Source organism: Marinobacter shunpengi (assembly GCF_045449695.1).
Classification (GTDB): Bacteria; Pseudomonadota; Gammaproteobacteria; order Pseudomonadales; family Oleiphilaceae; genus Marinobacter.
The window spans coordinates 128341-154558 of the sequence record NZ_JBJJKZ010000012.1 but is presented as its reverse complement, the minus strand read 5'-3'; the positions used below and the strand labels follow the sequence as shown (position 1 = coordinate 154558).

26 protein-coding genes and 1 pseudogene are annotated in these 26218 nt (G+C 59.9%); 13 read left to right on the top strand and 14 right to left on the bottom strand.

Annotated features, from left to right (window positions below):
- Window positions 1-11 precede the first annotated feature (11 nt).
- The gene (locus tag ACJO2E_RS07320) at window positions 12-593 is read left to right on the top strand and encodes an acyl carrier protein phosphodiesterase (protein ID WP_406963230.1); all 582 of its coding nucleotides are present in this window, start codon (window positions 12-14) and stop codon (window positions 591-593) included.
- A 153-nt stretch (window positions 594-746) separates the two neighbouring features.
- Entirely contained in the window at window positions 747-1847 is a 1101-nt protein-coding gene (locus ACJO2E_RS07315; RefSeq protein ID WP_406963229.1) for an acyltransferase family protein, read from the top strand.
- Between the two features lie 65 nt (window positions 1848-1912).
- Here ACJO2E_RS07315 and ACJO2E_RS07310 read toward each other — a convergent pair whose 3' ends face one another.
- Genes ACJO2E_RS07310 through pncB form a run of 3 tightly spaced genes read right to left on the bottom strand, consistent with a single transcriptional unit; the run spans window position 1913 to window position 4684 of the window.
- Window positions 1913-2551: an isochorismatase family protein gene (locus tag ACJO2E_RS07310; protein ID WP_406963228.1), complete on the bottom strand. Its 639-nt coding sequence runs from the start codon at window positions 2549-2551 to the stop codon at window positions 1913-1915.
- Window positions 2552-2568: 17 nt separating this feature from the next.
- Window positions 2569-3441: an NAD(+) synthase gene (gene nadE / locus ACJO2E_RS07305; protein ID WP_406963227.1), complete on the bottom strand. Its 873-nt coding sequence runs from the start codon at window positions 3439-3441 to the stop codon at window positions 2569-2571.
- A gap of 10 nt (window positions 3442-3451) precedes the next feature.
- Window positions 3452-4684: a nicotinate phosphoribosyltransferase gene (pncB, locus tag ACJO2E_RS07300; RefSeq protein WP_406963226.1), complete on the bottom strand. Its 1233-nt coding sequence runs from the start codon at window positions 4682-4684 to the stop codon at window positions 3452-3454.
- Between the two features lie 131 nt (window positions 4685-4815).
- Here pncB and ACJO2E_RS07295 point away from each other — a divergent pair, with 131 nt between their 5' ends.
- Together ACJO2E_RS07295 and ACJO2E_RS07290 are read left to right on the top strand one after the other, a co-directional pair.
- Window positions 4816-5550: an NUDIX hydrolase gene (locus ACJO2E_RS07295; protein ID WP_406963225.1), complete on the top strand. Its 735-nt coding sequence runs from the start codon at window positions 4816-4818 to the stop codon at window positions 5548-5550.
- Window positions 5551-5759: 209 nt separating this feature from the next.
- On the top strand, window positions 5760-7886 hold the full coding sequence (locus tag ACJO2E_RS07290; RefSeq protein WP_406963224.1) for a TonB-dependent receptor: 2127 nt from the start codon (window positions 5760-5762) through the stop codon (window positions 7884-7886).
- A gap of 104 nt (window positions 7887-7990) precedes the next feature.
- On the opposite strand, the gene ACJO2E_RS07285 is transcribed toward ACJO2E_RS07290, so the two are convergent.
- The 3 genes from ACJO2E_RS07285 to ACJO2E_RS07275 are packed head-to-tail and all read right to left on the bottom strand — an operon-like array spanning window position 7991 to window position 10880.
- On the bottom strand, window positions 7991-9016 hold the full coding sequence (locus ACJO2E_RS07285) for a FecCD family ABC transporter permease (RefSeq protein ID WP_406963223.1): 1026 nt from the start codon (window positions 9014-9016) through the stop codon (window positions 7991-7993).
- Complete coding sequence (locus tag ACJO2E_RS07280; protein ID WP_406963222.1) at window positions 9013-10017, bottom strand: FecCD family ABC transporter permease; 1005 nt, start codon at window positions 10015-10017, stop codon at window positions 9013-9015. Before ACJO2E_RS07280 ends, ACJO2E_RS07285 begins: the two co-directional genes overlap by 4 nt.
- A complete protein-coding gene (locus ACJO2E_RS07275; protein WP_406963221.1) occupies window positions 10011-10880 on the bottom strand; it encodes an ABC transporter substrate-binding protein in 870 nt (289 codons plus the stop codon). The genes ACJO2E_RS07280 and ACJO2E_RS07275 overlap by 7 nt, the downstream gene beginning before the upstream one ends.
- Before the next feature lie 216 nt (window positions 10881-11096).
- Between ACJO2E_RS07275 and ACJO2E_RS07270 the strand changes: the two genes are divergently transcribed.
- From ACJO2E_RS07270 to ACJO2E_RS07260, 3 genes are all read left to right on the top strand, one after another.
- Window positions 11097-11942 (top strand): ABC transporter ATP-binding protein, encoded by an 846-nt coding sequence (locus tag ACJO2E_RS07270; RefSeq protein WP_406963220.1) that lies wholly within the window; start codon window positions 11097-11099, stop codon window positions 11940-11942.
- Window positions 11942-12907, top strand: coding sequence for a ferredoxin family protein (locus ACJO2E_RS07265; protein ID WP_406963219.1), 966 nt, complete (start codon window positions 11942-11944; stop codon window positions 12905-12907). Before ACJO2E_RS07270 ends, ACJO2E_RS07265 begins: the two co-directional genes overlap by 1 nt.
- Window positions 12908-12973: 66 nt before the next feature.
- Complete coding sequence (locus ACJO2E_RS07260) at window positions 12974-14050, top strand: SMP-30/gluconolactonase/LRE family protein (RefSeq protein WP_406963218.1); 1077 nt, start codon at window positions 12974-12976, stop codon at window positions 14048-14050.
- Window positions 14051-14077: 27 nt separating this feature from the next.
- On the opposite strand, the gene ACJO2E_RS07255 is transcribed toward ACJO2E_RS07260, so the two are convergent.
- Window positions 14078-14428, bottom strand: a complete 351-nt coding sequence (locus ACJO2E_RS07255) for a DUF3703 domain-containing protein (protein ID WP_406963217.1) — start codon at window positions 14426-14428, stop codon at window positions 14078-14080.
- Between the two features lie 439 nt (window positions 14429-14867).
- Window positions 14868-15472, bottom strand: a pseudogene (locus tag ACJO2E_RS07250) (IS3 family transposase); the annotation flags it as partial.
- Window positions 15473-15501: 29 nt separating this feature from the next.
- Between ACJO2E_RS07250 and ACJO2E_RS07245 the strand changes: the two are divergent.
- Window positions 15502-16236, top strand: a complete 735-nt coding sequence (locus tag ACJO2E_RS07245; protein WP_406963216.1) for a response regulator — start codon at window positions 15502-15504, stop codon at window positions 16234-16236.
- Between the two features lie 272 nt (window positions 16237-16508).
- Here the strand turns inward: ACJO2E_RS07245 and ACJO2E_RS07240 are convergent, their stop codons facing one another.
- From ACJO2E_RS07240 to ACJO2E_RS07230, 3 genes are all read right to left on the bottom strand, one after another.
- On the bottom strand, window positions 16509-18224 hold the full coding sequence (locus tag ACJO2E_RS07240) for a protein adenylyltransferase SelO (protein WP_406963215.1): 1716 nt from the start codon (window positions 18222-18224) through the stop codon (window positions 16509-16511).
- 53 nt (window positions 18225-18277) lie between these two features.
- A complete protein-coding gene (locus tag ACJO2E_RS07235; RefSeq protein ID WP_406963214.1) occupies window positions 18278-19228 on the bottom strand; it encodes a 2-hydroxyacid dehydrogenase in 951 nt (316 codons plus the stop codon).
- 74 nt (window positions 19229-19302) lie between these two features.
- A complete protein-coding gene (locus ACJO2E_RS07230; RefSeq protein ID WP_406963213.1) occupies window positions 19303-19641 on the bottom strand; it encodes a winged helix-turn-helix transcriptional regulator in 339 nt (112 codons plus the stop codon).
- 142 nt (window positions 19642-19783) lie between these two features.
- Here ACJO2E_RS07230 and ACJO2E_RS07225 point away from each other — a divergent pair, with 142 nt between their 5' ends.
- Entirely contained in the window at window positions 19784-20020 is a 237-nt protein-coding gene (locus ACJO2E_RS07225) for a thioredoxin family protein (protein ID WP_406963212.1), read from the top strand.
- 103 nt (window positions 20021-20123) lie between these two features.
- On the opposite strand, the gene ACJO2E_RS07220 is transcribed toward ACJO2E_RS07225, so the two are convergent.
- Entirely contained in the window at window positions 20124-21440 is a 1317-nt protein-coding gene (locus tag ACJO2E_RS07220) for an aminotransferase class I/II-fold pyridoxal phosphate-dependent enzyme (protein WP_406963211.1), read from the bottom strand.
- A 35-nt stretch (window positions 21441-21475) separates the two neighbouring features.
- Between ACJO2E_RS07220 and ACJO2E_RS07215 the strand changes: the two genes are divergently transcribed.
- The 3 genes from ACJO2E_RS07215 to ACJO2E_RS07205 all read left to right on the top strand — a co-directional run bounded on the left by ACJO2E_RS07215 (window position 21476) and on the right by ACJO2E_RS07205 (window position 23646).
- Entirely contained in the window at window positions 21476-22219 is a 744-nt protein-coding gene (locus ACJO2E_RS07215; protein WP_406963210.1) for a glutamine amidotransferase, read from the top strand.
- Window positions 22206-22313 carry a hypothetical protein gene (locus tag ACJO2E_RS07210; protein WP_406963209.1) on the top strand — a complete coding sequence of 36 codons (108 nt, stop codon included), beginning with the start codon at window positions 22206-22208 and terminating at the stop codon, window positions 22311-22313. Before ACJO2E_RS07215 ends, ACJO2E_RS07210 begins: the two co-directional genes overlap by 14 nt.
- Window positions 22314-22389: 76 nt before the next feature.
- Complete coding sequence (locus ACJO2E_RS07205) at window positions 22390-23646, top strand: aspartate aminotransferase family protein (protein WP_406963208.1); 1257 nt, start codon at window positions 22390-22392, stop codon at window positions 23644-23646.
- Between the two features lie 23 nt (window positions 23647-23669).
- Here the strand turns inward: ACJO2E_RS07205 and ACJO2E_RS07200 are convergent, their stop codons facing one another.
- Window positions 23670-24656: an oxidoreductase gene (locus ACJO2E_RS07200; RefSeq protein ID WP_406963207.1), complete on the bottom strand. Its 987-nt coding sequence runs from the start codon at window positions 24654-24656 to the stop codon at window positions 23670-23672.
- Window positions 24657-24692: 36 nt separating this feature from the next.
- Complete coding sequence (locus ACJO2E_RS07195; protein ID WP_406963206.1) at window positions 24693-25433, bottom strand: SDR family NAD(P)-dependent oxidoreductase; 741 nt, start codon at window positions 25431-25433, stop codon at window positions 24693-24695.
- A 102-nt stretch (window positions 25434-25535) separates the two neighbouring features.
- Here ACJO2E_RS07195 and ACJO2E_RS07190 point away from each other — a divergent pair, with 102 nt between their 5' ends.
- Window positions 25536-26138, top strand: coding sequence for a TetR/AcrR family transcriptional regulator (locus ACJO2E_RS07190; RefSeq protein ID WP_406963205.1), 603 nt, complete (start codon window positions 25536-25538; stop codon window positions 26136-26138).
- Window positions 26139-26218 lie beyond the last annotated feature (80 nt).

Sequence of the window (26218 nt, the reverse complement as noted above, 5' to 3'; positions counted from 1 at the left end):
TTACTGATCCTGTGAACCACTTCTGTCACCTGTTCCTGGCCCGTCCGACGCTGGAATCCCGGGTGGGCAACCTGCTCGGGGATTTCGCCCGGGGGTTGGATAGCCGGGACCTGCCGGAACAGGTGAGGGAAGGCCTGGAACATCACCGGGCCGTGGATGCCTTCACTGATTCCCATCCGCAGGTGTTGGCCAGCAAGGCGCTCTTTTCCGCCGACCGTCGCCGGTTTGCGGGCATCGCCCTGGATATCCTCTTTGACCATTACCTGCTGCGCCATTGGGAACAGTTCGGACATACTGATAAAAATCGTTTTATCAAAGAATTATATGCGGATCTTGAAGCGGGATCTTACCTGATGCCGCCAGCCATGGAGCAGGTGACCCGGCGTATGGTGGCGTATGACTGGTTCAATGCCTACGAAAACCTGGATACGGTGGGCCAGGCCATGGACCGGGTCGCCAGCCGCATCCGGTTCCGCCATGGCTTCGAGGGTATTATTGACGAGATCCGCCCGATGGACGACGAGCTGGAAGCCCGGTTCCTGGCTTTTTTTCCGGACCTGCTGGCGTTCAGTCGTTCCAGGCTGGAGCCGTAACCCCGGATAGCCTCTGCGGCGCTGTCCAGGAGCATGCGCCAAGAAATACGACAGATGACATGCCGGTGCAGTTTGCTATCGTAGGCAGCGTTTTCACGGTATCCAGGCAGGTCAGAGTGACCCGCAAGGAATCCACTTCCCAGGGAGCCGGGCATGTTTACCAGACTGGAATCACTACGCGGGCTGGCCGCCATCATGGTGGTGATCTACCACACCCCGTTCTATATCGAACAACCGTCTCTCTCCCTGATCCGTAACAGCTACCTGTTCGTTGACCTGTTCTTTGTGCTCTCCGGTTTCGTTATGGCCTATGCCTATGGCGACAAAATCCGTGGGGGGATGGGCTTCGGCCAGTACATTGCCCTTCGCCTGGGGCGCCTGTACCCGCTGCACCTGTTTACGCTGATGCTCTGGGTGCCCTATGTGCTCATCAAGCAATACCTGTACGAAACCGGCTTTGGCGGTACCAGCCAGCTTGATGAGAACAACCTGTTCACCTTTATCACCAACCTGCTGATGATCCACGGGCTGGGGGTCAACGAGTCCCTGAGCTGGAACCAGCCGAGCTGGAGTATCAGTACGGAGTTCTTCGCCTATATCGTGTTCTTCGTGACCGCCATTACCGTGGACCGCGGGCGGCGGTTGTGGGTGCCGCTGGCATTGTCGGCCGGGTTGTACGCCGCCATTTTCCTGGTGATCCAGCCCGAACAGCTGAAGATCACCTACGACCACGGTTTCATACGCTGCCTGGCGGCCTTCTACCTGGGGATATTCGTCTACCGCGTGAGGGCCTATGGCACCCTGGACAGGCTTTCGTTTGGCCCACTTTCGGCGGTGGAGGGGCTGACCATGGCCGCCATCATCGTGTCTGTCTCCCTCTCCGGCAACCGCTATGCGGCGATCATGGTGGCCATACTCAGTTTTGCCCTGGCGGTGTTTGTGTTTGCCACCCGCAACGGCGGCGCGGTCAGTCGGCTGCTGGACATCGACCTGGTGCGCAAGATCGGGGTGTGGTCTTTCTCCATCTACATGACCCACCGCCTGATCCAGTTTGGCGCCTCCAACGTGTTCGAGTTCATCCTGGAGATTGATCCCAGTGAACCGATGGGGTGGCCTTCGGTGCCCCTGAACCTGCTGTTGCTGGTGGTGGTGATCGGGTTTTCCCGCTACACCTACGAATGGGTGGAGAAACCCTGTCGGGACTGGGTCAAGCACCGGGTCCAGCAGCGGGACCTGCAAAAAGCAGCGGCCTGACGGGGCGCCCCAGTCAGGCCCGGTACAGGGCCGGAGGCCTGACTGGAGCGCCCCTGGTAACATCTTCAGGCCAGCAGGCCCTTCACTTCCCGGCTGTCGCTGGCGAAGAGAACGCCCGCCTCACGCATATCGGTCAGTGCTTTTTCAACGGACGCTTCGGCGATGCCCCGGCTGGCGGCCAGGTTGAGGATCACCTCGAACCCCGCCGCCCTGAGCTGCATGACGGTGGTGGCCACGCAGTAGTCCAGGGCCAGCCCGCCGACGATCACCGTGGTCACGCCCCGGCTTTCCAGGAACTCGATGACGCCGGTGCTGCGGGTGTCACCCAGGTCGTGGTAGCAGGCTCCGTAGGGGTGGCAGTCCACGTCCAGCCCCTTGCTGACCATGAAGTCATAGCCGGTAATGGGGTGGGGCAGGCCATCCAGCAACTCGAAGCCCCGGGTGCCCATCATGGCGTGACGGGGCCAGCGGACGTCGATGTTGTCGCCCTCCACCGGGGAGAACACGTCGGCCGGATCGTCGGCAATCCACCGGGCATTGTCCGGGTGGGCATCCCGGGAGCCGATCCGGAACCGGGCCAGGGCGGCATTGGTGTTCAGTTCATCGACGATTTCATCGCCTCCTGGTACCGGCAACTCGTCCGGGCACAGGGGAGTGAAGGTCTTCTGTGCATCCACATCGAAGGCAGCGATGACTCTGTTCATGGCGTTTCCTCCCTTGGTCAGTTGGACGAAGCGGCCACAAAGGGCCCCATGGCGGCGGGCGGGTCCGCGCGCTTGTGCTCCGTCCTCAGGTACTGCGCCTTGATCCTGCGCAGGTCGGCCTCGGCAATGTCTTTTCCTTCCAGGAAATCGTCGATCACGTCGTAGGGCATTCCCAGGGCCTCTTCATCGCAGCGTTGTGGCCGCAGGTCCTCCAGGTCGGCCGTGGCCGGCTTTTCATAGAGTTCCGGGCTCGCGCCCAGGGCCTTGGCCAGCAGCCGCACCTGGCGCTTGTTCAGACCCCGCAGTGGCAGCAGGTCGCAGGCGCCGTCGCCCCACTTGGTGAAGAACCCGGTTACGGCTTCGGCGTTGTGGTCGGTACCCACCACCAGGCCGTTGTTCAGGGCGGCGATCTCATACTGCGCGGTCATGCGGACCCGCGCCTTGACGTTGCCCCGTTCGAAGTCGAGGTTGGCCTCCGCGGGACGTTGATCGGCTTCTTCGGCGGCACCGATCACCGCGCCGTGCAGCGCATCGACGGCCGGGCGGATGTCCACGGTGTCGGTCCGGTCAGGGCGGATAAAGCTGATGGAGGCCCGGGCGTCACTCTCATCGGCCTGGATGCCGTAGGGCAGGCGTACCGCAATAAAGGTGGCATTGGGGTCGTCCGCCTTCAGACCCTCGATGGCCAACTGGCAGAGCCGGCCCGCCACCAGCGAATCCACGCCGCCGCTGATACCCAGTACCAGGCGGTTACGACCGGCATTGAGCAGGGTTTGCTGCAGGAAGGCTACGCGTGTGTCGATCTCCTGCAGCCAGTTCCGTTCCTCCGTAGGCTGGACGGCCCATTCCCGAAGGATATCCGTAGCGCTCAAGGTCGTGTTGTCGCTCATCATTGTCTCCTTACTCCACGTTGAACCGGGCCTTGAGGTTGGCCAGGTAGACCGGGTCGTTGCACATGCTCTTGCCCGGTTCGTCACTGATTTTCGCGACCGGCATGCCGTCGCATTCCACCATCTTCATCACGATGTTCAGGGGCCGGTACGCCTCGCCGTCAGGCCGGGTGAAGTCCCCCAGGTCGTTGGTCAGGAACGTGCCGATGCCGAAGCTGGTCTGTATCCGTCCCTGGAAGTGTTCAGCGATATCCAGGGCCCGGTCGAAATCGAGGCTGTCGCTGAACACCAGCGTCTTGGTCTTCGGGTCGATGCCGAAGTCCTGGTAATGGCGGATGAACTTCTCGCCCCACACAAACGGGTCGCCGCTGTCGTGACGCACCCCCGAGAACAGGACGGAGAACAGGTAATCGAAGTCCTTCAGGAAGGCATCGGTGGTAATGCAGTCGGTCAGGGCAACCCCGAGCCGTCCCCGGTAGACCTGGTTCCAGACCTCCAGGGCCTCCTTCTGGGACCGGGACACGTTCACGAAGGCCTGGTGCGCCTGCAGGTATTCGTGGGCCATGGTGCCAATTGGCGTCAGGCCGTATTCCCGGGCCAGGTGGTAGTTGCTCGAACCGATAAAGTTGTCCGGCATGGCGCGGGTCAGGTAGGCCACCACATCCCTCTGTACGTTATAGGAGAACCGTCGCCGGGTACCGAAATCCGCAAACCGGAAGTTGCTGATCCGCCGGCGGTCCAGCTCCGCCTGCAGGTGGGCCACCTTGCGGTAGAGCACTTCCCGGAACACTTCCTCGTCCACCATGCCGTAGCGGTTACGGTTGCGGACCTCGCTGACAACCGCCAGTACCGGAATCTCGAACAGGATGGTATAGAGCCAGGGACCTTCCGCCCGGATCACCAGCTCGCCATCCTCCACCCGCACGGTGACATAGCGGCGGGGATCAAAGCGGAACTGGCGCAGGAAGTCGATGTACGCCGGCTTCAGGAAGGGGATGCGGCTCAGGTACAGGAGCTGGTCATCGGTGAAGGTGACACCTTCCAGGGCGTAGATGCCTTCCCGGATCTCACCGGCGAACTCCGCCAGGTTTTCGTCCGTGCGGCAGCGGAATTCGTACTTCACCTGTATCGCCGCGTACTTCTCGAACACCACCTGCTGCATGTGCAGTTTGTAGGCGTCGGTGTCCATGGCACTGGTGATCAACTGGTCACGAAACAGTTCCTTGCTGACGGTGGTGTTCATGGGGTCGGCTTCCTTTCGTCAATTCATTTGACCATTAATCTATAGCGGCGGTTTTTAATTGTCAAACAGTTTGACTAAAAAAATGCGATTGCTATCCTGTGGTCTATCACAATACCAACCGGAGACACTGAATGGTTGTTACCCTCGACTTTATTTGCCTGCGACTGAACCCGGATTCCGGGCAACCGGAAGTCATGCTCCAGCAACGCCAGCGGGGCCCGGAGAAGGGCCGTGATGCCCTGGTGGGAGGCTGGGTGTGGGAGCAGCCGGTAGAAGAAGGGGGAGAGTTCGATGAGACCCTGGACGATGCGGTTACCCGCATCATGCGGCAAAAGGTCGGCCCGATGCCGAGCTACCTGGAGCAGGTGAGGGTGGAAGGCAGCCTTCAGCGGGATCCGACGCTGGGGTGGTCGGTCACCATCCCCCACCTGTGTCTGTTTAACCGGGACGACACCGAGTCCCTTCAGACCCGGGAGGGCATTCGCTGGGCCCCGCTGGCGTCGATCCTCCAGGGTGGGTGCCCCTTGCCGTTCGACCACCGTACCCTGGTGGCCAACGCCTACGACGCCTTCCTCAACAAGATCAAGTACTCGTCACTCCTGCTCTACCTGTTACCGGAGAAGGTGGCGGTCAGCCAGATCGTGGATGCCTATGACACCTTTGGCATCCGGGTGACCAAGCAGACGGTGTTCAGCCGATGGGTGAATCCCGGCCTGTTGGTGGATACCGGCGAGAGAAAATCCCTGGGCGCCCGGGGGCAGGCCTCCAAGCTTTACCGGCTTGAGGAGGATGCTCTGTCCTACTTCGACAGTGAGATCGGCAAGAGCTACGGGACACGGTCAGCCAGGACCGCAACCGCGGACTGAACAGGAGCACCCGAAAACCGGCACCGTGCCTGGAAGGATCGGTTCTCCCGGAATCTGGAACCGCCCTGATATCCGTCGATATTCCTGGCCGGGCCTGCCTTTTCTTGCAAATGCAAATGATAACGGTTACCGTTCGTACCGAATTCGTTGGCCCGTTTTACTGTTCGAGACGGCCAGCAGGCACAATCCACGAAGAACGGAACCAGATTATGACGTTGTTGAATTCCAGGTCATTGCTCCTCGCGTCGGGCATCACCGCTCTGGCGCCGGCCATCGGCCATACCCAGGAAACCGGTAGTGAGGACTCCGCCGCCTCTGCCATGCCGGAACTGGTGATTTCCGCCACCCGTAACCGTGCCACGGTCAACCAGACGCCCCAACGGACCAGGATCATCTCGCGGGAGGAAATCGAGCAGCAACTGGCCATTTCCGATGACCCCGGGCAGGTGCTCAGCAACCTGATTCCGTCCTATTCACCGGGCCGGCAGAAGCTCACCAACGCCGGTGAAACCCTGCGGGGCAGGGCGCCGCTGTTCATGGTGGATGGTGTACCCCAGACCAATCCGCTGCGGGACAGTGCCCGGGACAGCTACACCATCGATATGGACATGGTCGAGCGGATCGAGGTGATCTACGGTGCCAGCGCGGAGCATGGCCTGGGCGCCACCGGCGGTATCATCAACTTCGTCACCCGGGAGCCGGAGAGTGGCAGCCTGAAGCAGTCGGTAACGGCCAAGGTGACCACCGATGACGATGTCAGCTCGGATGGCCAGGGTTACAAGCTGGGCTACCGGCTGAGTGGGCAGTCCGGTCAGTGGGACTACCTGGCCGGGGCCAGCTTCCAGGAGCGGGGCGTGTATTACGATGGCAAGGATGAGCCCATCGGCATTGCCTATCCCGGTGAGATCCAGAACTCCCAGAGTTACGACCTGCTGGCGAAGGTGGGCTACTGGATCGATGATAACCAGAATGTCGAGTTTTTCGTCAATCGCTTCGACCTGGAAGGGGGCGACGACTACCGCCCGGTGTCCGGTGACCGCGACAACGGTGTTCCCACCACAGCGGAGAAAGGGGACCTTCCCGGAGACCCTGGCTACAACGAAGTCACCACTGCACGGCTGTCCTACAGTCACGCCGACTGGCTGGGCAATGAGGTGGACGCACAGCTATACAGCCAGGCCTTCCGGGCCCAGTTCGCCACCACGCCGTACTTCCCTTACGAGGATGGAAACGGTAACACCCAGTATGACCAGACCCGGAACGAATCCGACAAGCTGGGGGCGAAGTTCACCCTGACCCGGGGCGGCCTGTTCAATGACCACCTCAGCCTGACCACCGGCCTGGACCTGCTGCAGGATGAAACCCAACAGGTGCTGGTGCATACGGACCGGGTGTACGTGCCGAAATCCCGCTTCCGCAATGTGGCGGCGTTCCTCCAGGGTGACATCAAGGTGACCGACCGGCTCAGCCTGCATACCGGGGTGCGCCAGGAGCATGCGGAACTGGACGTGGACACCTACCAGACCATCGACCGCAGCAACGTCACCCAGGACAACGTGACCGTGGAAGGCGGCAAGCCGGACTTTGACGAGACCCTGTTCAACGGTGGCCTGATCTACCAGGTGACGGACTGGGCCCAGGTGTATGCCAACTACTCCGAAGGTTTCGGCATGCCGGACGTGGGTCGTGTACTGCGGGGTATCAGCACGCCTGGCCAGGATGTGGACACCCTGCTGGAGTTGCAGCCCATCGTTACCGAGCAGCGTGAAATCGGCGCCCGGTTTGACTGGGATCGTTATGAGCTGGAAGTGAGCTACTACGAGTCGGACTCCGACTATGGCGAGCGGCTGACCGAGGAAAACGGCGTCTGGGTCGGTAATAGGGAAAAAACCGAGATCAAGGGGGCGGAGATCACCGCCAGTGCCCGGGTCACCGACCAGCATAAACTGGGCGCGTCCTACACCTACACGGACGGTGAATCGGATACCGATGGCGACGGCGATGTGGATACCGAGCTCACCGGCATCAATATTCCACCGCAGACCGTGAAGCTGTCCTGGTCCGCCGCCTGGGCGCCGGTGCTGTCCAGCCACCTGCAGTACAGTCACTTCCTGGATCGCAACGTGGATAACGACGAACTGGACTTCGACGGCTACGGCCTGCTGGACGGCTCTGTCGTCTACCGCAGCCCGGTGGGCCAGGTATCCCTGGGCATCGAGAACCTGCTGGATACGGACTACTTCACCTACTATTCACAGGCCGCCCGTGTCAGTGATGACTACTATTTCCGGGGCCGTGGCCGGACGGTCAGCCTGGGTTACCAACTCGATTTCTGAGGGTTGGGAGCCTGTGCGGCAACGCTGCCCGCACAGGCTCCACTGTACCTTGCCTTTCTGTATCGGGGCCGCTCAGGGCCCCTTTTTTATTGCCTGGTTCCCGCCTACCGTCTCATCCGATAAAGCAGGTACACGAAGAACGGCGCACCGATCCCCGACACGAAGATCCCCGCCGGCAGGTCCCTTGGCAGGAACGCCATCCGTCCCACCAGGTCCGCACACACCAGGATAATGGCACCGTTGAAGGCCGTCAGCATCACCAGCCCCGGATGCCCCGAACGCACCATGCGCCGGGCCAGGTGAGGGGAGATCAGCCCCACGAATCCCAGTGCGCCCACATGGGCCACCGAGGCCCCGGTCAGGGCGACGGCCACCAGCAGGAACAGCAGCCGGTGGCGCTGCACGGCGCTGCCCAGTCCCAGGGCCGCGATATCGCCCATGGCCTGGATATCCAGGTGGCGGGCCTTGGCCAGCACGATGGGCAGGCAGACCAGCAGCCAGGGGGCCAGACCCAGCACATCGTGCCATTGAGCAGCGTACAGGCTGCCGGTCAGCCAGATAAAGGCGGTCATGGCGGTGGTGTCGGGGCTGATCACCAGCAAAAGGGTGGTCAGGGCGTCCAGGCCCGCCGCCAGGCCAACCCCCACCAGCACCAGACGCCCCGGGCTGATGCCCTTGTACCAGGTCAGCGTTACCAGCAGGCCGGCAACGGCCAGGGCGCCGGCCATGGCGGCAGGCACCAGCCAGGCCGCGCTGGACAGCCACAGGCACAGTACGGCAGCGGCGGAGGCCCCGCTGGAGATGCCAATCACGTCCGGTGAGGCCAGGGGGTTGCGAACCAGTCCCTGCAGGATCAGGCCGGCGATGCCCAGGGAGGCCCCCGCCAGGATCGCCATAAGCACCCGGGGCAGCCGTATTTCCATCACCACCAGCCGCAGGCCGGGATCGTCCCCGGCCACCAGGGCCGACATCGCCTCCAGCCACGACGCCGGATGGCTGCCCGTGCCCAGGGACAGGCCGGCCACCAGTACCAGCGCCAGGCCCATGGCCGTGGTGACCGTCAGGGTGTGCGGATTCAGTTTCAGTGACCAGCGGTCGTCAGGGGCGCGGAGCACCATTGGTCGTGTCATGTCAGGCTCCGGGTCTTGCGGGCCAGGTGGAGGAACAGTGGTGTTCCCAGCAGGGCGGTGACCACCCCCACCGGGATTTCCTGGGGCGGGATCACCAGCCGGGCGACGGTGTCGGCGATCAGCAGCAGGGCCGCCCCGATCAGCGCGGAGGTGGGCAGCAGCCAGCGGTGGTCAGTACCGAAGATGGCCCGGGCGATATGGGGCACGATCAGCCCGACAAACCCGATCAGCCCGGCAATGGCCACGGCGGTGCCGGCCAGGGCGATCACCAGCACCACGCAGAGCAGCCGTGTGCGAACCACATTCAGGCCCAGGCCCTGGATCACCTCGTCATCCATGCCCAGCAGGTTGAGTTGACGTGCGATCAGGAGCGTTATCACGATGGCCACTGCGATGATGGGCAGAAGGGCAGCCACCGAATCCAGTGAACGACCGGATACCGATCCGGCGAGCCAGAACAGCAGACTCTCCAGCCGGTCCTGATTCATGATCAGCAGGCCCTGGGAAAAAGACACGAACAGGGCCGTGATGGCGACACCGGCCAGTACCGTTCGTACCGGCGAGAGCCCCTGGCCAGGTTCCTGGCCGAGGGTGAAGACGAATCCCGCAGCCACCCCGGCCCCGAGGAAGGCGAGCCAGATCAGGTCCGATGGCAATGACAGAGAGAACAGGGTGGCGCCGGCCACCACGAAGAACAGGGCGCCCGCGTTGATGCCGAGGATGCCCGGCGACGCCAGGGGGTTGCGGGTGAGGGACTGCATCAGCACTCCGGCAACGGCCAGTCCGGCGCCCACGGCAACCGCCACCACGGTCCGGGATACCCGTTCGGACCGGATGACCAGGTGCTGTATGTTGCCGGCATCATAGGCCAACAGACTGTCCAGCAGGGTGCTGAGGGTCACCGGAATATTGCCGTACACCAGGCTGGCCACCGCTGCCAGGGCCAGGAGCAGCAGGCAGGTCAGGCCGCCGGCGGATCGGGCGAGGGGGGAGTTCAGCATAGGATGCAGCCTTCCGAGACACCGTCCTCAAGCCCGTAGTGGTCGTACAGGTCGTCCAGCAGACGATGGGCGGCGATAATGCCGGCGCCCATGTTCCAGGTCACCGGGTCCACCTGGAACACCTGGTTACGGCGCACGGCACTAAGGTTTTCCCACAGCGGGTGGGAGGTCCAGTCCTCGTAGGTCCGCTGTATGGCCGGATCATCCAGCATGAAGATAAACACGGCGTCGGCATCCATGGCGGGAATGCTTTCCTGGCTGGTCAGCTTGATGCCCCAGCTCTCCTTGCGGTGGGCCGGAGGCGCCAGGAAACCCAGTTCGTCCAGCACCTGCCTGGCGAAACCCTGGTAATAGATACGGGCATGGTCGCCACGAAAGCTCAGGATGGCCACTTCCATGGGCCATTGGTCCCCCAGCTTCTCCCGGATACGGCCCTGGAAGTCTTCAACTCTGGCATCCCACTGATCCAGCAGGGCCTGGGCCCTGTCGGTCCGCCCGGTAGCCTGGGCAACCATCCCGAGCAACGACCGGAAGTCATAGACATCTTCCGCAATCACGGTGGGGGCGATCTGGTCGAGTAGGGGATAAACCTCATAATGGCGATACCGGGCGCCCACGATCAGATCCGGTTGCAGCCAGGCGATGCCCTCCAGGTCGGGCTGGGTCTCCATGCCCAGCATCCTGGGCTGGCCCAGGCGGTCGCCCAGGTAGTCGTAGATGGGCTTCTGTGTCCAGGATTCCACCATGCCGACCGGCCGGATGCCCAGGGCGGCGAGGCTGTCGGACGCCCCCTGGTAGAGGGACACCACCCGCAACGGGGTGCCAGTGATGGTGGCGGTGCCCAGCGAATGTCGCACTTCCACGGCATGATGATTAGCTCCGGATACCACGGAACCGGCACTGAAGGTAAGCAAAAACAAAAGGATAAGAGTGGGTCTTAAAGTGAAAAGCACGGGCGGGTCGAATGGCTCCAGGGCAGCACAGTTATTGTAAATGAGAATTGGTAATAATATCATTGCTCCATCGGATAAAGCGATACTATCCATTCATAACGACCCAGCCATAGCTGCCCACACTTTATGAACCAATCCACGACGCCACGTGTTCTCTACGGTGACTCCCTGACCGTTGGTTATGGGGAACGCCCCGTCCTGGCGAATGTGGATTTCACCCTGGAACCCGGCAAGCTCACCGTACTCCTGGGGCCCAACGGGTGCGGCAAGTCCACCTTGCTGAAAACCCTGGCCAGGACCATGACACCGGACGGGGGACGGGTGCTGCTGGATGGCAACGATATCCATCGCCAGTCAACCCGGGCCGTGGCGCGTATGCTCGGGATACTGCCGCAAAGTCCCACGGCACCGGATGGCCTGACGGTCCGTGAGCTGGTGGCGCTCGGACGCTTTCCCTACCAGTCCATGCTGCGCCAGTGGTCCCGCCGCGATCAGGAAGCGGTGGAGGCTGCCATGGCGGAGGTGGCTGTCACCCAGTTCGCCGACCGACCGGTGGATAGCCTCAGCGGGGGCCAGCGACAGCGCTGCTGGATCGCCATGGTGCTGGCCCAGGAGACCGGCCTTCTGCTGCTGGACGAACCCACGACGTTTCTCGACCTGAAGGTCCAGGTGGATCTGTTGGAACTGCTGGCCACCATGACCCATAAAGGCGGCCGTACCTTGCTGGTGGTGCTCCACGATCTGAACCTGGCCGCTGCCTATGCCGACACGCTGGTGATGATGAAGGCCGGCGAGATCCGCCATCGAGGGACGCCATCGGTCACCTTCACCTCGTCCAACCTGAAAGAGGTGTTCGACCTGGACGCCCGGATTGTCGCCGATCCGGATTCGGGCCGCCCGGTCTGCATCCCGATACGACCGGGTTACGTCGCCGCACCGGAACCAACCGAAGCCAGTGTGGTAACCGGATAATGGGTAACCCGAAGCAGTTCTGCGCCGTTGAAAGCGTCAGGGCAGGGGATCCGTTACCGGGCACGGCCACCCATCCTGAACGCAACCTGCTGCTGAGCTGGCCCCGCCGCTACTGGGAGCGCAACCTGCGTCACGCCAGCAATATGGCGCCATCGCTGGTTACCCAACTGGACGGGCTTGCCGCCGGCGGTCGGCGGGTCAACCTGATCTACCGTCGTCATGAGCCGGAGGATATCCATCGGATACTGCTGTTTCCGGAAGGCCTGGCGTTTGACGTTACACCGGGCCAGCTTGAGGACTTCCTGGAGCATGTGCAGCAGGGTAGTGATCTTGCGTCATGGGCAGGCCATCCGGTGAACAACCCGGTGATGCTGTGCTGCACCCATGGCAAGAAAGACAAGTGTTGCGCAAAATTCGGGTATGACACCTACCGGGCGCTCCAGGGCGAGATCGCACAGCGGGAGCTGCCGGTGGATCTCTGGGAAAGTTCTCACCTTGGGGGCTGCCGGCTGGCGGCGAGCCTGATCACGTTTCCATCCAGGCGTAAATATGGCCGCATCGGCCGTGATCACACGCGGGCGTTACTGGAGCACGAAATCCGTGGCCAGGCCTACCTGCCGTGCTATCGGGGCAACGGCGGGCTGACGCCGGCACAGCAGTGCGCCGAAACCGCAACACTGGAATGGCTGGCACGCCATGGGCTCAACGCCGAAGCCCTTGTGGTTGAGCCAGTCCCACCGGAACAGACTGGCGAGGATGTGGAGGTTCGTGTCCGCTGGACGTCCGGCTCCGACACTGGTGTACTGGTTGCCCAATGCGCACAACGGGAAATACAGCGTGTGGATACCTGCGCCGATCTGGAGGAGGGGCCTACCAGTTCCTGGTGCTGGATGGTGTCGGCGATTACCCTGGAGCCTCCCGGGGTCACCAACGCCTCGCAGATTTCCTGTTCGGAAAAGAATTGAGTGTGCCCCGGTCGCCGGGCAGAAGGAGCGACCGTCGACAACAACAAATCAGTAGAAAGGATGCCTATGAAACGCTTGCTAGTGCCTGTTGTGTTCGTCCTCGTCGCGGTTGTTCTCTGGGTGCTGTTCTGGCCGTCGCCGGTGGATTCCGTAGCCTATCAACCGCCCAAGGCACCCCCGATGACGGGGCCACTGGCACCCAATAACACGTTGCAGCAGGCCGATCTACTCGCTGTGGGTGAGTTGGTCGGGCCCGAAGACGTGGCGGTGGATGATCAGGGCAGGGTATACGGCGGCACTCACACCGGCTCCATCATGAGAATCGGTCGGGATGGCAGCGTCGAGGACTGGGTTCAAACCGGCGGGCGTCCACTGGGACTGGAATTTGATGCAGCAGGGAACCTTATCGTCTGTGATGCCTGGAAGGGGCTGTTGTCCGTCTCCCCGGAGGGGGACATTACCGTGCTCGCCACCGAGGCCGATGGCGTATCCTTCGCCTTTACCGATGACCTGGACATTGCGGCGGATGGCACCATCTATTTCTCCGATGCGAGCAGCCGCTTCCATCAGCCGGACTACAAACTCGACCTGTTGGAGGCGCGCCCCCACGGCCGCCTGCTGAAGTACGAGCCCTCGACCGGTGAGACCACGGTGTTGATGGAGGACCTGTACTTCGCCAATGGTATCGCGGTGGATCCGGACGAAGCGTTTGTCCTGGTCAACGAGACCTATCGCTATCGGGTGCAGCGTTTCTGGCTCAGTGGCGAGAAGGCAGGGCAAAGTGAACTCTTCGTCGATAACCTGCCAGGATTTCCGGACGGCATCTCCCGGGACCCAAGCGGGCGTTTCTGGGTGGCCCTGGCCACGCCGCGTAACGCGACGGTGGATCGCATTCATCCGACTCCCTGGATCAAGAACGTCGTGGCCAAGCTGCCCGACGCGATCCAGCCGCAGGCGCAACGCTATGGCTTCGCCCTGGCCCTGGACGAAAACGGCGAGATCCTGACCAGCCTGCATGATCCCTCCGGGGAGCACCTGCAGGAAATCACGTCCGTGGAAGTGTATGGCGACGACCTGTATTTCGGCACGTTGCACAACGACCGGATCGGTCGCTTGCCGTTGAGTGAGGTCACCGGTCTGTAGGTCAACGCTGGTATACGGGCCGAGAGACTACTGGTCGTTCACTTTCTTCAGCACATGAGCCAGGTCTTCAGGCAGAGGCATTGGTTCAAATGGACTGACGTTGACGCGCCCCGTATTGCCAATCGGAACCCAGATACGGGAAAACAGCAACGCTGCAATGGCCCGGGTCAGTTGTCCCAGTACCTCCCGAAAGTCATGGGTGCGCCAACCGAGTCTGAGCATGCGCAGATGAGTCGCAGCATGGGCCAGAGCAAATCGCTGGCTGAGGATATGGGCCCGTTCCAGGTGGGTGAAGGCCTTCGGGAAATTACGCAGTCCCTCAGCCTTAAGCGCGGCAACAAGCTCCTCGTGGTAGAAGTGCTTCAGTTCACTTTGCATAGCTTGTCCTTTACATGGATGGAAAGGCTTCTCAGGCTTAGAGCTATGGAATAGGTTAAAGGTTGTAGTTGCTACAGGGTCAACGTGGATGATGAGAAAAGCAAAGGGGATATGGGGTGTTGAGATCCTGGTCAGGGGCTTATGGGTTAAACGACGCGATACACGTTATTTAACATAATATACATTATGCGCAGTAGCGTATGATGTGGCGGGGCTACCTCGTTCTGATCTGTGAGCTACCACAGAAAGTGCTTAAGATTTTCCAAAATAAGTGCTTAATTTCCACAGAAAGTGCTGATTTTGTCGTTCGGTTCGTATCACACTGTTTTTCTGGGAATTTTCTTTTTCGCCTTCGTCCAACTCTTGGTCGCACCCCAACCGTGAAACGAGTATCTTCTCCAATTTGTAAACATCCCTGTTTTAGTTGCACCGTTGATTAGAGTTTTCCGCTGTCCGCTCGTTGGTGTTTCGCCAGATATTCCCATGGCGTCAGATCTTCCAGTGAATCGTGGGGGCGTTCGTCGTTGTATTCGGCCATCCACGATTCGGTCAGTTGCCGAACTTCGGTGAGATTCCGGAAGACATACATATTCAGGATTTCGTCCCGGTAAGTTCGGTTGAAGCGTTCCACGTACGAGTTCTGAGTTGGCTTGCCGGGTTTGATGAACTCCAGCGCAACCCCGTGCTTTTCTGCCCAATCCGCCAGAGCGATGGAGATGAACTCGGGGCCGTTATCCATTCGCAGTCTGGCCGGGTAGCCTCGCCAGGCGATGATGCGCTCCAGGACTCGGATGACCCTTGGGGCCGGTAGATTCAGGTCGATCTCAATCGCCAGCACCTCCCGGTTAAAATCATCGACCACGTTAAACGTCCGGAACCGCCGGCCACAGAATAGGCTGTCGCGTTGGAAGTCGCTTCTTACCTCGTCGTCACTTGTTCAGGTTGAGAGCGCAGTACAGCCGATGTACCCGCTTGTGATTCCAGCTGTGCCCCCATCGACGCAGCACTTTGAACAGCTTGGAAGCCATAGGCTGGGTAGCGTTTGAACAAGAGTCCGATCGGGAATCCAGTGAATGACTGCACCAGCACATAATCGGGAAAAACCCTGCATTCTGGTCATCGATGACGAACCGCAAATCCGGCACTTTCTGCGCATCAGCCTGAAAACGGAAGGATACGAGCTGCTTGAAGCAGAGAATGGTGAGACCGGGCTGGGGCTTTGCGCGAGGCATTCGCCGGACCTCGTGATTCTGGATTTGGGGCTTCCGGATATGGATGGCTCTGAAGTGCTTGCCGGTCTGCGAGAGTGGTCATCCGCACCCGTGATTATTCTTTCAGTGCGCGACCGGGAACTGGAAAAGGTAAAAGCTTTGGACCTCGGCGCTAACGACTATGTGACCAAACCTTTTGGCGTCGATGAGCTTCTCGCACGAGTTAGGACCCAGCTGCGTATCCACCAGCAAAGCAACAACCCTGTTGCTTCCGATACCTCCGCCATTTTTGATAACGGTGAACTACATATCGACCTCGCCCTGCGTAAAGTCAAGGCCAGTGGTGAGCTTGTCAGGCTGACACCCAAGGAATTTGCCGTACTGAAGGTATTGCTGCTTGCGTCTGGAAAGATCGTCACACAATCACAATTGCTTAAGGATATTTGGGGGCCGACTCACACCACTGATACCCACTATCTGCGCATTCTGATCGGGAGATTGAGACACAAGCTGGGGGATGACCCTACGGAGCAACGGTATATCCAGACTGAACCCGGGGTTGGATACCGATTTCTTGAAACGTCAGATAAGTCCTGAACCGGATTGGCGGAACGGCGATTTTGGTATTTATTGAAATCCAGGCGACACAGTTGGAGGACCCGGCTCCTGAGTTGGATGACAAATTTAGTACTTTATGTGGTCGTCCAACGATATCGAAGGTTTTGGCGGTATCCTGGCCAGCCATCTGCCCCACTACTCCAACCTGATGCAGAGCTATGCTTCGCAGAAAGGCGAGTAAATCCGAGCCACGTTTCCTGCCCACAAGGATGTGAGTACTTTCTAATCCATCCTGCTCATCGTAATGTCCATCACGATGAGCAGCTATAGTGCGAAAACCCACCAAGCTCAAAGAGCTCAGGTGACTTCAGCCTGTAGTATTTCTTCTCTACATCCTCCGTTTGCTCGGCGTATGGCTGCGTCATCACGTCCTGCAGTTCTCGCAGCAAAGCGTAATTCCCCGCTGCCGCTTGCTGATAGGCAGGCACAACGAACCACTCCCTCAAACTGTACTTCGGGTTGACGAGCTTCATCTGACTGGAAAGCTCCTCACGGGTCCCCGGTCGAGTGAGCGATTGCCAATGTGTGAGCCACGCTGCCCAGCGCTTGTCTATCCCTTCGGGGTCTGCAGCATAAGTCGGGCCCCTGTAGAAGCTCTTTTTGAGTGGCTCAATGTCATCTGGCAACGACGAGAGTTCCCGGAAGAACATGGTGTAATCAACAGGCGTTTGCATCATCAGCGTTGCCAGCTCGCGGAACAGATCCGCGTCAAAAGCGTCGAGTCCGAGCTTGGCAGCCCACATCTTCTCCATTTGCGCTTGCATCACCTTTGGGAAATCACTTTGAATCTCTTCCAGTTGCCGCAGACAGTCTGGATGCCCTGCCAACAAAGGCCGAACCGCCGAACAAAACGAGTGGAAGTTGCGTTCGGCCGCTGCTGGTTGATTGAGGAACGCGAAGTGATGCCCGCCACCGGTCCATGGTTGGTACTGCGGATCAAATACATCGCAGAATCCGAATGGTCCATAGTCGAGCGTGAAGCCGCCCGCCGCACAGTTGTCGCTGTTGAAGTTACCCTGGCAGTAGCCAACACGGATCCAGTTCGCCACAAGCGACGTCAGTCGGCTGCGGAACTCACGTGCAAGCAACACGACTTTTTCAGCAGTGGCCAGTGACTGGTCGATAACGTCACCGTACTCACGATCGATCAGGTGCAGGATGACCTTCTCGAGCTCCTCCATCGCCTGCGTGTGTTCCTGCTTGCGGGCACGACGACTAAAGAGCTCGAGCTGCCCTACCCGAATGAACGACGGCGCAACACGCGTTGAGATGGCAACTGGCTCGGATATAAGGACATCGGGATCTATTGAGCGTGAGCCCTCGGAATACCACGGACGCCTGACTTCCTCGGTTTTCGACACGTACAGACTCAGGGCCCTTGATGTGGGCACACCGAGCGCGTGCATATGCTCCTGTGCCAGGAACTCCCGTACGCTGGAGCGTAGAACGGCCCGCCCGTCCGCGCCGCGGCAGTAGGGTGTGCGCCCTGCCCCTTTCAACTGCATTTCCCAGCGCTGTCCATTGATGACAGCCTCGAGTACCGAAATAGCGCGACCGTCGCCGTAGCCATTGCCGGTCTGGAACGGGCATTGCTGGTAGAATTCGGTGCCGTAGATGGAAAGTGCGTAGCCACACGCCCACCCGACATTGCGCAGAGGCTCCGGAACCCGGGATAAGTCGCCGGAGAACATGCGGACGAAGTCGTTGGACTGCGCCATGCTGTCGGCAAAACCCAGTTCGCGAAACAGATTCTGCCCATGCGCGACGTATTCGGGGTTTTTGATCGGCGTGGGCTTGACCGGAACATAGTGGCCCGAGAACACCTGCCGTGGCGCGTGGTCAGCTCCGTTTGCTTTCCCCTCAGGATCGCAGTTGAGCGTGTCCATGAGCGAATAGTCTGCCAACGTTGCGAGATCGTCGAGGGTCGCGACCGTTGTGGGCGTTTCCCGGTGACGTCGCGTTATCATAGGAATTCCTCATGCGTTGGTCTGACTATGGGTGATAGTTTGAGTGTACATGGTTAAGTCAATTCTTCAGGCGTCCAAACGCATCCATCACTCAGCCGAAAATACTCCAGAAGGTTATCCGCCACCCGCTGCCCCATGGCCAGCCGGGTCTCGATGGTGCCGCTGGCGTAGTGGGGCGTCAGCACAACATTATCCAGTTCCAGCAACGCTTTCGGCACGCGGGGCTCATCCGCCAGAACGTCGAGCCCGGCCGCCCGGATGCGGCCCTGTTGCAGGGCACGGATCAGTTCGGACTGGTCGACGGCGCTGCCACGGCCCACGTTGACCAGAATCCCCTCCGGTCCCAGGGCATCCAGCACCTGCGCGTTCACCATGTTTTCCGTGGCCGGGCCACCGGGAACGATGACCACCAGAAAGTCGCTGGCCTCAGCCAGTGACACCACCGAATCATGATAGGTATAGGGAACTTCGGGATTACGGTTCCGCTGATGGTAGGCAATGGGCATATCAAACGCGACAGCCCGCTTCGCGAGCGCCTGCCCGATCTTGCCCAGGCCCAGGATTCCAAGACGCTTGCCGGTCATCCGGTTACCCAGGGGCAGGCCCTTAAGCCAGCGACCGGCGCGAACATTGCGCTCGGCCTGCATTAGTCGTCGGGTCGTTGCCAGCATCAGGGCAATGGCCCCGTCCGCCACATCGTCGGTCAGTACCCCCGGCGTCGTTTCAACCCGGACCCCCCTGGCCTCCGCAATCTCCACATTGAGGGCATCCGTACCCACTCCGGACGAGGAGATAATCTCCAGGTTCGGCAGCGCCGCCAATAAGGCTTCCGGCGCCCCCTGGGCGGCATTTGTCAGCAAACCCCGGATGGCCCCTCCCACTTCCTGCAACATCGCATCGGCTTTATCCTTGTCTCCCGGCAGCGTATGAAACCGAAACCGGTCTTCCAACTGGGGGATAACATTGGGGGGCAAACGTCCGGCTACCAGGATATCGATGGCCATTGCCAAGGTCCTTTTTTATCAGAGAATGAAACCACGAGCATAACGGAGCTATGGCTTTTCGGAGCCGCTAACGATCAAATACCGATATCCTTGTATGCAGACTTTCCGTCTGTCCCGTTTAGTTCGACATCAAGGTCCTGTATCTGTTGAATAATTTTAATCAGCTTCTTACCCGATTTGGTCAGTGAATATTCGGTGCGTGGCGGAACTTCAGGAAAGGTCTCCTTGCGCATCAGACCGTACGCAGTGAGTTTTCGAAGTCGCTCTGACAGGACCTTTGTTGAGATTCCCTCGATATGCCGTTCGAGAGCCCCCGGTCGGTTAATGCCCTTTTCGACCGCAAGCAGGACGGAAACCGACCACTTGCAGCCTACAACGTCCTCCAACTTGCGATACGAGCTGCGAGCCTTCAAGAAATTTTCTCCCTCAATTTCAACAAAATACACCAAAAGGTGCCCAGCCCACCGATTTGTGCCCGCTAGTCAGCACTCTCAGCCCACTCTATCTTTTGGTTGTGCGCACGCCAATCAGCCAATTAATCATAGGAGTTCAGAGATGAGTAGCAAAGCCATCTTCTACCATGCAGGGTGCCCGGTATGCGTCGCCGCCGAGGACAATGTTGCCAAGGCCATTGATCCCTCCCGATACGATGTCGAGGTGGTGCATCTTGGCAACGACAAGGGGAGGATCGCGGAGGCCGAGGCGGTCGGTGTGAAGTCGGTCCCGGCCCTGGTCCTTGAAGGTACACCCTTCCACATCAACTTTGGCGCGAGTATTTCAGATTTGAAGTAGTCCACTCGTGTACTCGCGGCGCCTCCCGTTCGTGGGGCGTCGCACTTTGTTGCCTGATGCTCTCAACCAGGCCCACACTTTTGGTCTTGAGTGCCCTGCCCCTCTACACCATTGGCGTCGAGGTACCCAGTGTGCAGTCCGCAAGGGCGCCGGCAACGGCATCGGCGTCTTCGACAGGAAGATTCCCGACACTGATCCTGATACCGGGCCCTGACCGCAGCCGGAAAGGCTGGCCAGCCTGAATCCGGTAGCCGCGCGCGGTCATGCGTTCAACCATCGCCGTTTCATTCTTCACGGGAAGCCACAGATTGACACCGGAACCGGAACTGACCGGGAGCCCATGCCGGCGCAAAGCATCAACCAGCGCCTTGTGACGCGAGGCATAGGTGGCCCGGGCGGTCTGTAGCTGCCTTTCAGTATGTTCGCTGCGGAGGAGCTGCACGGCAATCCGTTGTACCAGACGGCTGACCCAGCGAGGCCCCAGGGCGAACTGCCGGGCCATCCGGTTGACTGTATCCGGATCGCCGGTGGCAACGGCCAGGCGCAGGTCCGGACCGAGGAACTTGGAGACGGACCGTACCAGCAACCAGGCGGGTGTGACGGGATCAATCGCCGGTGGTGGCGCTTCGGACAGTGGGCCCCAGTGATCGTCCAGGATCAGGAGGGTCCGCGGATGATCCCGCAACGCGACCTGAATCCGCTCAAGACGCCCGGCGGGGAGATCAATACCGGTCGGATTCTGGGCACGCGGCGTCAGCACAACGGCGGCCACACCGGCACCGAGCCTGGCGGCAAGCTCCTCCGGAATAACCCCCTGATCGTCAAGGGGCACTGGCTCCACCACGAGGCCAAGAGATCGCAACAATGCAAGCAGTGGCGGCCAGACAGGATCCTCGACCAGGACCTTTTCACCGATCTGTGCCCGAACCCGCAACGCCCGTTCGATGAGATCCAGGGCGCTATGCCCAAGCATCATTGAGTCTGCTGGTACTCCTTCACGCGCCAACCTGTCCCGGAACAGGTCAAGCAGTTCAGGGTCCTCACCGGACCGGTCGTATCCGGTCTGGTGCCAGTCCACTTCCGCCGCGGCCCGCTTCAGGGACGGCAGCAACGTGGGGTCGATATTACCGGAAGCGAGATCAACGGTACCGGGGAAAGCGGGCGCCTCACCGAGAGTCTCTCCTTCCTCGTGCAGCGGCATTACCCGGGTTCCCCCCCTGCCGCGCCCGTAGACCCAACCGCGTTCACGCAGCCGGGAGTATGCCTGCGCCACGGTATTTCGATTAACGTCCAGCATCACTGCCGCCTCACGGACGGACGGTAGGGAATCACCTTCGGTCAATCGTCCGCTTTGAATTGCATGCTCGATGCTTTCGGCAATCTTGACAGCCGTTTTTCCTTCCAGATAATCTTTACTCATGACATTATTTTATTTGGCATAGGACATTTGTCAACATGAAAGTCGCGCATGTTATCCGTCATATCCATTTCGAGGACCTTGGCCTGCTAGCCCCAATTCTGGCCAAGCACGGTTACCACTACCACTACTGGGATGTCGGAGTGGATGACCTGACCGAGCTGGAGCAGATGACACCGGATCTTCTGATCATCCTCGGGGGGCCCATTTCCGTCAACGATATCGACGCCTATCCGTTTCTGGCCATGGAGCAACGCCTGGTCGGACGTCAGATCGCAAGCGGTCGCCCCCTGTTGGGCATATGCCTGGGTGCCCAGGTCATTGCACGCGTTATGGGTGCCAAAGTCGAGCCCATGACCTCCAGGGAAATCGGATTCGCGCCGCTGGCCCTGACTGAAGCCGGTGACCAATCCGTTCTGGCTCCTCTGGCCGAGGCGGAAGCGGTACTGCACTGGCACGGCGAGGTCTGCCAGATTGAAGGGCAGCTACCCGCCCTGGCCTGCACACCCGCGTGCACGAACCAGGCCTTCCTGTGCGGCTCGCAAATCCTGGGATTGCAGTTCCATCTGGAGGTGCCTCTGCAGGGCTTCGAACGTTGGCTTGTTGGCCACTGCCATGAGCTGGCATCCATCAACACTGACGTGGCGGCAATGCGGGCGGCAGCGCAGAGGTACCTGCCCAGGCTTGAGCCCATTGCCAGGGAAGTCTTTCACAGGTGGTTGACGCAATGTGCCCACCAAAACACAGGACTGACAGGCCCTGGAGGCGATGTCAGTACCTGAAGGACTCAGTGACAGCTGGCGAAGTCTTGCAGCCCGTCGCCTTGAAACAGGTCAGATCGAAGACTGGAGCAATCGTCTGGGGGAGCGGAAATGATGGCCTATACCGTCGTCTCGGTTTTCATATTGATGATGTCAAAACAGAAGCCACAACAAAGGATTGGAGACAAAACATGAATCAAAGCAGCAACCTATCCCCTCTTCTGCAGCAATCCAGCACGCTGGAAGCGGCCAGCGGTGAAGGCTGTTATCTGGTGGATGAGTCCGGTCGAAGGTACCTTGACCTCACCTCCGGTATTGGGGTCCTGAGTACCGGCCACTGCCATCCCACCGTGGTAAACGCCATTCAGGACCAGGCGGAAAAGCTGATTCACGCCCAGTATGCCATTGTGCGCCATTCTCCACTGTTGAACCTCGCCGAACGGCTCGATGGACTGACCCCGTCCCGTATCAACTCATTCTTCTTTTCCAACGCCGGCACCGAAGCCGTTGAAGCTTCAGTGCGCCTGGCACGGCAGGCCAGCGGCAAGACCAATATCATTGCGTTCCAGGGGGCCTTCCATGGCCGCACCATGGGCGCCCTGTCGCTGACCTCCTCGAACGCCAAGGTTCGGCATGGCGTCCAGCCCATGATGGGAGGCGCGGTTATCGCCCCCTTCCCGGACCAGTACTGGTATGGATGGAGCGAGGGCCGAACAACCGATTTCTGTCTCCGTGAGCTTGATCGGATACTGGTAACCCAGAGCACGCCCGAGGAAACCGCCGCCATCATTATCGAACCCGTTCAGGGAGAATCGGGGTTTGTCCCGGCACCCGCTGCCTTCCTGCAAGGCTTGCGTGAGCGCTGTGACAGACATGGCATTCTGCTGATTTTTGACGAAGTCCAGTGTGGAAATGGCCGAAGCGGAAGTTACTGGGCCCACACGCCCTCCGGGGTGGTGCCAGACATTCTCGTGTCCGCAAAAGGGCTGGCAAGCGGCATGCCCCTGTCCTTTATGGGTGGCTCCAGGGAACTCATGGCAAAAGGCTGGCCCGGATCCCAGGGAGGGACCTACGGCGGCAACGTCGTGGCCTGCGCGGCCGCCCTCGCCACCCTCGATGTGATTGAGTCCGAGCGCCTCGTGGATAACGCGCGCGAGACCGGCCGTTTTCTCAGGCAACAACTGGAAGCGCTCTCTGGGCTATGCCCCATTATTCATGATGTTCGGGGCATCGGCTTGATGCAGGCGGTCAACATTGTTGATCACGATGGCCAGCCCAGCCCCTCGCGTGCTGAAGCGCTTATAAAGGCCTGCGAGGAGGAAGGCCTGCTGTTACTGCGTTGCGGCGTGCACGGCAACATCGTTCGCTGGCTTCCTCCTCTTATTGTTAACCGGCAGCAGCTCCATGAAGCGATTGAGATATTTCAGAGTGCCTGCAACCGGATCTAGGAAGTTGAAGCTGCCCTTCCCCATCATACACCGCTGTCTTCCATGCCAGAGAAATCCGGACGCACGCCCGTGAGATCTTCAGAGAGTTGCCACAATCGTTCGGCGAGATCTTTATCGCGTGCGGCATCGACAGGTTGCACCACTGTCGGATAGCCCTTCATCTCGTTCCGACCATCCGGGCCAATGAACTGACCGCTACCCGATTCCGGCGCTGTGGCAGCATAGAGTTGAGGCAGTACGCCCATTTCGGCTGGCTGCGCAAGAAAACGGTTGCCGAATCGCAAGAGCATTTTGAGGATGCCGCTTGGGCCACTCATCTGCAGATTCGTCGCTGAATAACCGGGATGTGCCAGCACGCTCTTGATCGACAGTCCCGTAGCGGCGAGACGGCGGTCGAGCTCCAGTGCAAACAGGACATTGGCAAACTTTGACTGCGCGTAGTAGGCAACACGGCTGTAGTTGCGGCTACCTGTCAGGTCGTCGAAGTGGATGCGGCCCCGTTTGTGTAGATCGGAACTGATGGTGACAACCCGGCTGTCGCGTCCCTCCCGCAACATTGGGAGCAAGAGTCCTGTTAGCGAGAAATGCGCCAGATGGTTTACGCCAAACTGCAGTTCATGGCCTTGCCGGGTCAAAGAGTGAGGCGGCATCATGACACCAGCGTTGTTGACCAGCACGTCCACGCGCTTTTTCCCATCGAGCAGTTGGCCGGCAAATGCCTTCACTTCATCCAGGTCGACCAAGTCGAGGTGATGCAACTCGACGCTGCCTCCGGGATGCGTTGCCAGGATGTTGGCACGGGCCCGATGCCCCTTATCCATATCCCGGGCCGTCATGATCACATGGGCACCGTGCCTGGCCAACTCCAGACTGGTGAGGTAGCCGAGCCCGCTGTTGGCTCCGGTAACCAGCACAGTGCGGCCCGTCTGATCGGGAATGTCACTGGAGTTCCACCGGTGCCGATTCGCGGCGGAAGTGACCAACTGCTTGGGGTTTACATTCATATTCATGTCAATACCTTTCCTTATGTTCAGGGGAACGTAGTGTTATGCGTTGGCGCCACCGTCCACCACGAACTCTGACCCGGTGACGGATCGTGCACTGGGGCCGGCAAGCCAGCTCACCAGGGATGCCACCTCATCAGCATTGTTGTAGGTTTTTATGGCACGCAGACTGCGTTGCAGGTCAGAGGTTTTCCCGTCCGCCGGATTCATATCGGTATTGGTAGCGCCCGGATGCACCAGGTTAACCGTAATCCCCCGATCGCCGAGATCTCTGGCCATGCCTCGGGTCAGACCTATCAGAGCGGACTTGCTCATTGCATAGAGACTGATGCCAGGCCCGGGTACGTGAGCGGCCAGGTTACTGCCAATATTGATGATGCGGCCGCCGTCGGTCAGTTGCTCTACAGCCGCCTTGCTGGCAACAAACACGGAACGGGTATTGATCTCCATGGTGCGCTCATACTGTTCCAGGGTGAGATCAGTAATCGGCGCCACATCAAGCACTCCGGCATTGTTGACCAGTATGTCCAGACGCCCGAGCTCCTTCGCAGCAGAGGACACCGCAACGGCGACCGCCTCTGGGTCCCGACTATCCGCGCGGATCGCCAGGGCATGGCCGCCCTGCTTTCGTATTGAATCGACAAGTGCTTCGGCCGCCTCCGCGGAGCGGTTATAGGTAAGCGCTACAGCGGCCCCCTCAGCGGCCAGTTGCCTTACGATGGCGGAACCGATGCCACGTCCGCCACCGGTAACAAGAGCAGTTTTTCCACGTAAATTCGTCATACCCAATCCCTCTATTTATTTAACGATCGATACATATTAAAATGCCCGACACAGGTGATGTCAATTATTTTTTAATGATCGATACATTAAAGGTGTGAACTGATGGCAGGACGTGGCAGACCCCGTGGCTTCAATCGGGAGGAAGCGCTCAACCGCGCTATGGAAGTATTCTGGAGCAAGGGCTATGAGCACGCTTCCATGGCTGATCTGACAGCGGCCATGGGGCTCAGACCACCCAGTGTCTATGCTGCGTTTGGCAGTAAGGAGGGGTTGTTCAGGGCAGTAGTCGACCACTACGCAGAAACCATGGCTAGTGGGATCTGGGCTCATCTTGAGCAAGCACCCACCGCACGGGAGGGTATTCGCGACTTTCTATACGCCACGGCAGAGGCCTTTAGCCACCACCAGCCCGGAAGAGGTTGCATGATCGTGATGGCGGCACCGCAGAGCGACGGCGCTCCCCTTGCCGTTTGCAAGGAACTTCGGGGCCGTCGTCAAACCAATATTGATCAGCTACATCAACGTATCCAGAGGGCCAAAGCTGAAGGAGAGCTGCCTTCCAGTCTGGACTCCCAGGCGATCGCCAGGTATTTCGCAACGGTGCAGCATGGTATGTCGATTCAGGCCGCCGACGGGGCTGACTACGACACCCTCAGGGCAATTGCAGACTGCGCCATGGCGGGTTGGGAGGCGATGACGGGGTAGAGCTCACCTGTGTAGTGGTCAACTGATCCCGTGCAGGCGGTGTCATCACACCAGGCCTGGTTAAGGCGTTCTACTGCAAA

What these genes read in the sequence shown, in the direction of transcription:
- ACJO2E_RS07315 (WP_406963229.1), top strand. Translation starts at nt 747, where the DNA reads ATGTTTACCAGACTGGAATCACTACGCGGGCTGGCCGCCATCATGGTG.
- ACJO2E_RS07310 (WP_406963228.1), bottom strand. Translation starts at nt 2,551, where the DNA reads ATGAACAGAGTCATCGCTGCCTTCGATGTGGATGCACAGAAGACCTTC.
- nadE (WP_406963227.1), bottom strand. Translation starts at nt 3,441, where the DNA reads ATGAGCGACAACACGACCTTGAGCGCTACGGATATCCTTCGGGAATGG.
- pncB (WP_406963226.1), bottom strand. Translation starts at nt 4,684, where the DNA reads ATGAACACCACCGTCAGCAAGGAACTGTTTCGTGACCAGTTGATCACC.
- ACJO2E_RS07295 (WP_406963225.1), top strand. Translation starts at nt 4,816, where the DNA reads ATGGTTGTTACCCTCGACTTTATTTGCCTGCGACTGAACCCGGATTCC.
- ACJO2E_RS07290 (WP_406963224.1), top strand. Translation starts at nt 5,760, where the DNA reads ATGACGTTGTTGAATTCCAGGTCATTGCTCCTCGCGTCGGGCATCACC.
- ACJO2E_RS07285 (WP_406963223.1), bottom strand. Translation starts at nt 9,016, where the DNA reads ATGACACGACCAATGGTGCTCCGCGCCCCTGACGACCGCTGGTCACTG.
- ACJO2E_RS07280 (WP_406963222.1), bottom strand. Translation starts at nt 10,017, where the DNA reads ATGCTGAACTCCCCCCTCGCCCGATCCGCCGGCGGCCTGACCTGCCTG.
- ACJO2E_RS07270 (WP_406963220.1), top strand. Translation starts at nt 11,097, where the DNA reads ATGAACCAATCCACGACGCCACGTGTTCTCTACGGTGACTCCCTGACC.
- ACJO2E_RS07265 (WP_406963219.1), top strand. Translation starts at nt 11,942, where the DNA reads ATGGGTAACCCGAAGCAGTTCTGCGCCGTTGAAAGCGTCAGGGCAGGG.
- ACJO2E_RS07260 (WP_406963218.1), top strand. Translation starts at nt 12,974, where the DNA reads ATGAAACGCTTGCTAGTGCCTGTTGTGTTCGTCCTCGTCGCGGTTGTT.
- ACJO2E_RS07255 (WP_406963217.1), bottom strand. Translation starts at nt 14,428, where the DNA reads ATGCAAAGTGAACTGAAGCACTTCTACCACGAGGAGCTTGTTGCCGCG.
- ACJO2E_RS07245 (WP_406963216.1), top strand. Translation starts at nt 15,502, where the DNA reads ATGACTGCACCAGCACATAATCGGGAAAAACCCTGCATTCTGGTCATC.
- ACJO2E_RS07240 (WP_406963215.1), bottom strand. Translation starts at nt 18,224, where the DNA reads ATGATAACGCGACGTCACCGGGAAACGCCCACAACGGTCGCGACCCTC.
- ACJO2E_RS07235 (WP_406963214.1), bottom strand. Translation starts at nt 19,228, where the DNA reads ATGGCCATCGATATCCTGGTAGCCGGACGTTTGCCCCCCAATGTTATC.
- ACJO2E_RS07225 (WP_406963212.1), top strand. Translation starts at nt 19,784, where the DNA reads ATGAGTAGCAAAGCCATCTTCTACCATGCAGGGTGCCCGGTATGCGTC.
- ACJO2E_RS07220 (WP_406963211.1), bottom strand. Translation starts at nt 21,440, where the DNA reads ATGAGTAAAGATTATCTGGAAGGAAAAACGGCTGTCAAGATTGCCGAA.
- ACJO2E_RS07215 (WP_406963210.1), top strand. Translation starts at nt 21,476, where the DNA reads ATGAAAGTCGCGCATGTTATCCGTCATATCCATTTCGAGGACCTTGGC.
- ACJO2E_RS07210 (WP_406963209.1), top strand. Translation starts at nt 22,206, where the DNA reads ATGTCAGTACCTGAAGGACTCAGTGACAGCTGGCGAAGTCTTGCAGCC.
- ACJO2E_RS07205 (WP_406963208.1), top strand. Translation starts at nt 22,390, where the DNA reads ATGAATCAAAGCAGCAACCTATCCCCTCTTCTGCAGCAATCCAGCACG.
- ACJO2E_RS07200 (WP_406963207.1), bottom strand. Translation starts at nt 24,656, where the DNA reads ATGAATATGAATGTAAACCCCAAGCAGTTGGTCACTTCCGCCGCGAAT.
- ACJO2E_RS07195 (WP_406963206.1), bottom strand. Translation starts at nt 25,433, where the DNA reads ATGACGAATTTACGTGGAAAAACTGCTCTTGTTACCGGTGGCGGACGT.
- ACJO2E_RS07190 (WP_406963205.1), top strand. Translation starts at nt 25,536, where the DNA reads ATGGCAGGACGTGGCAGACCCCGTGGCTTCAATCGGGAGGAAGCGCTC.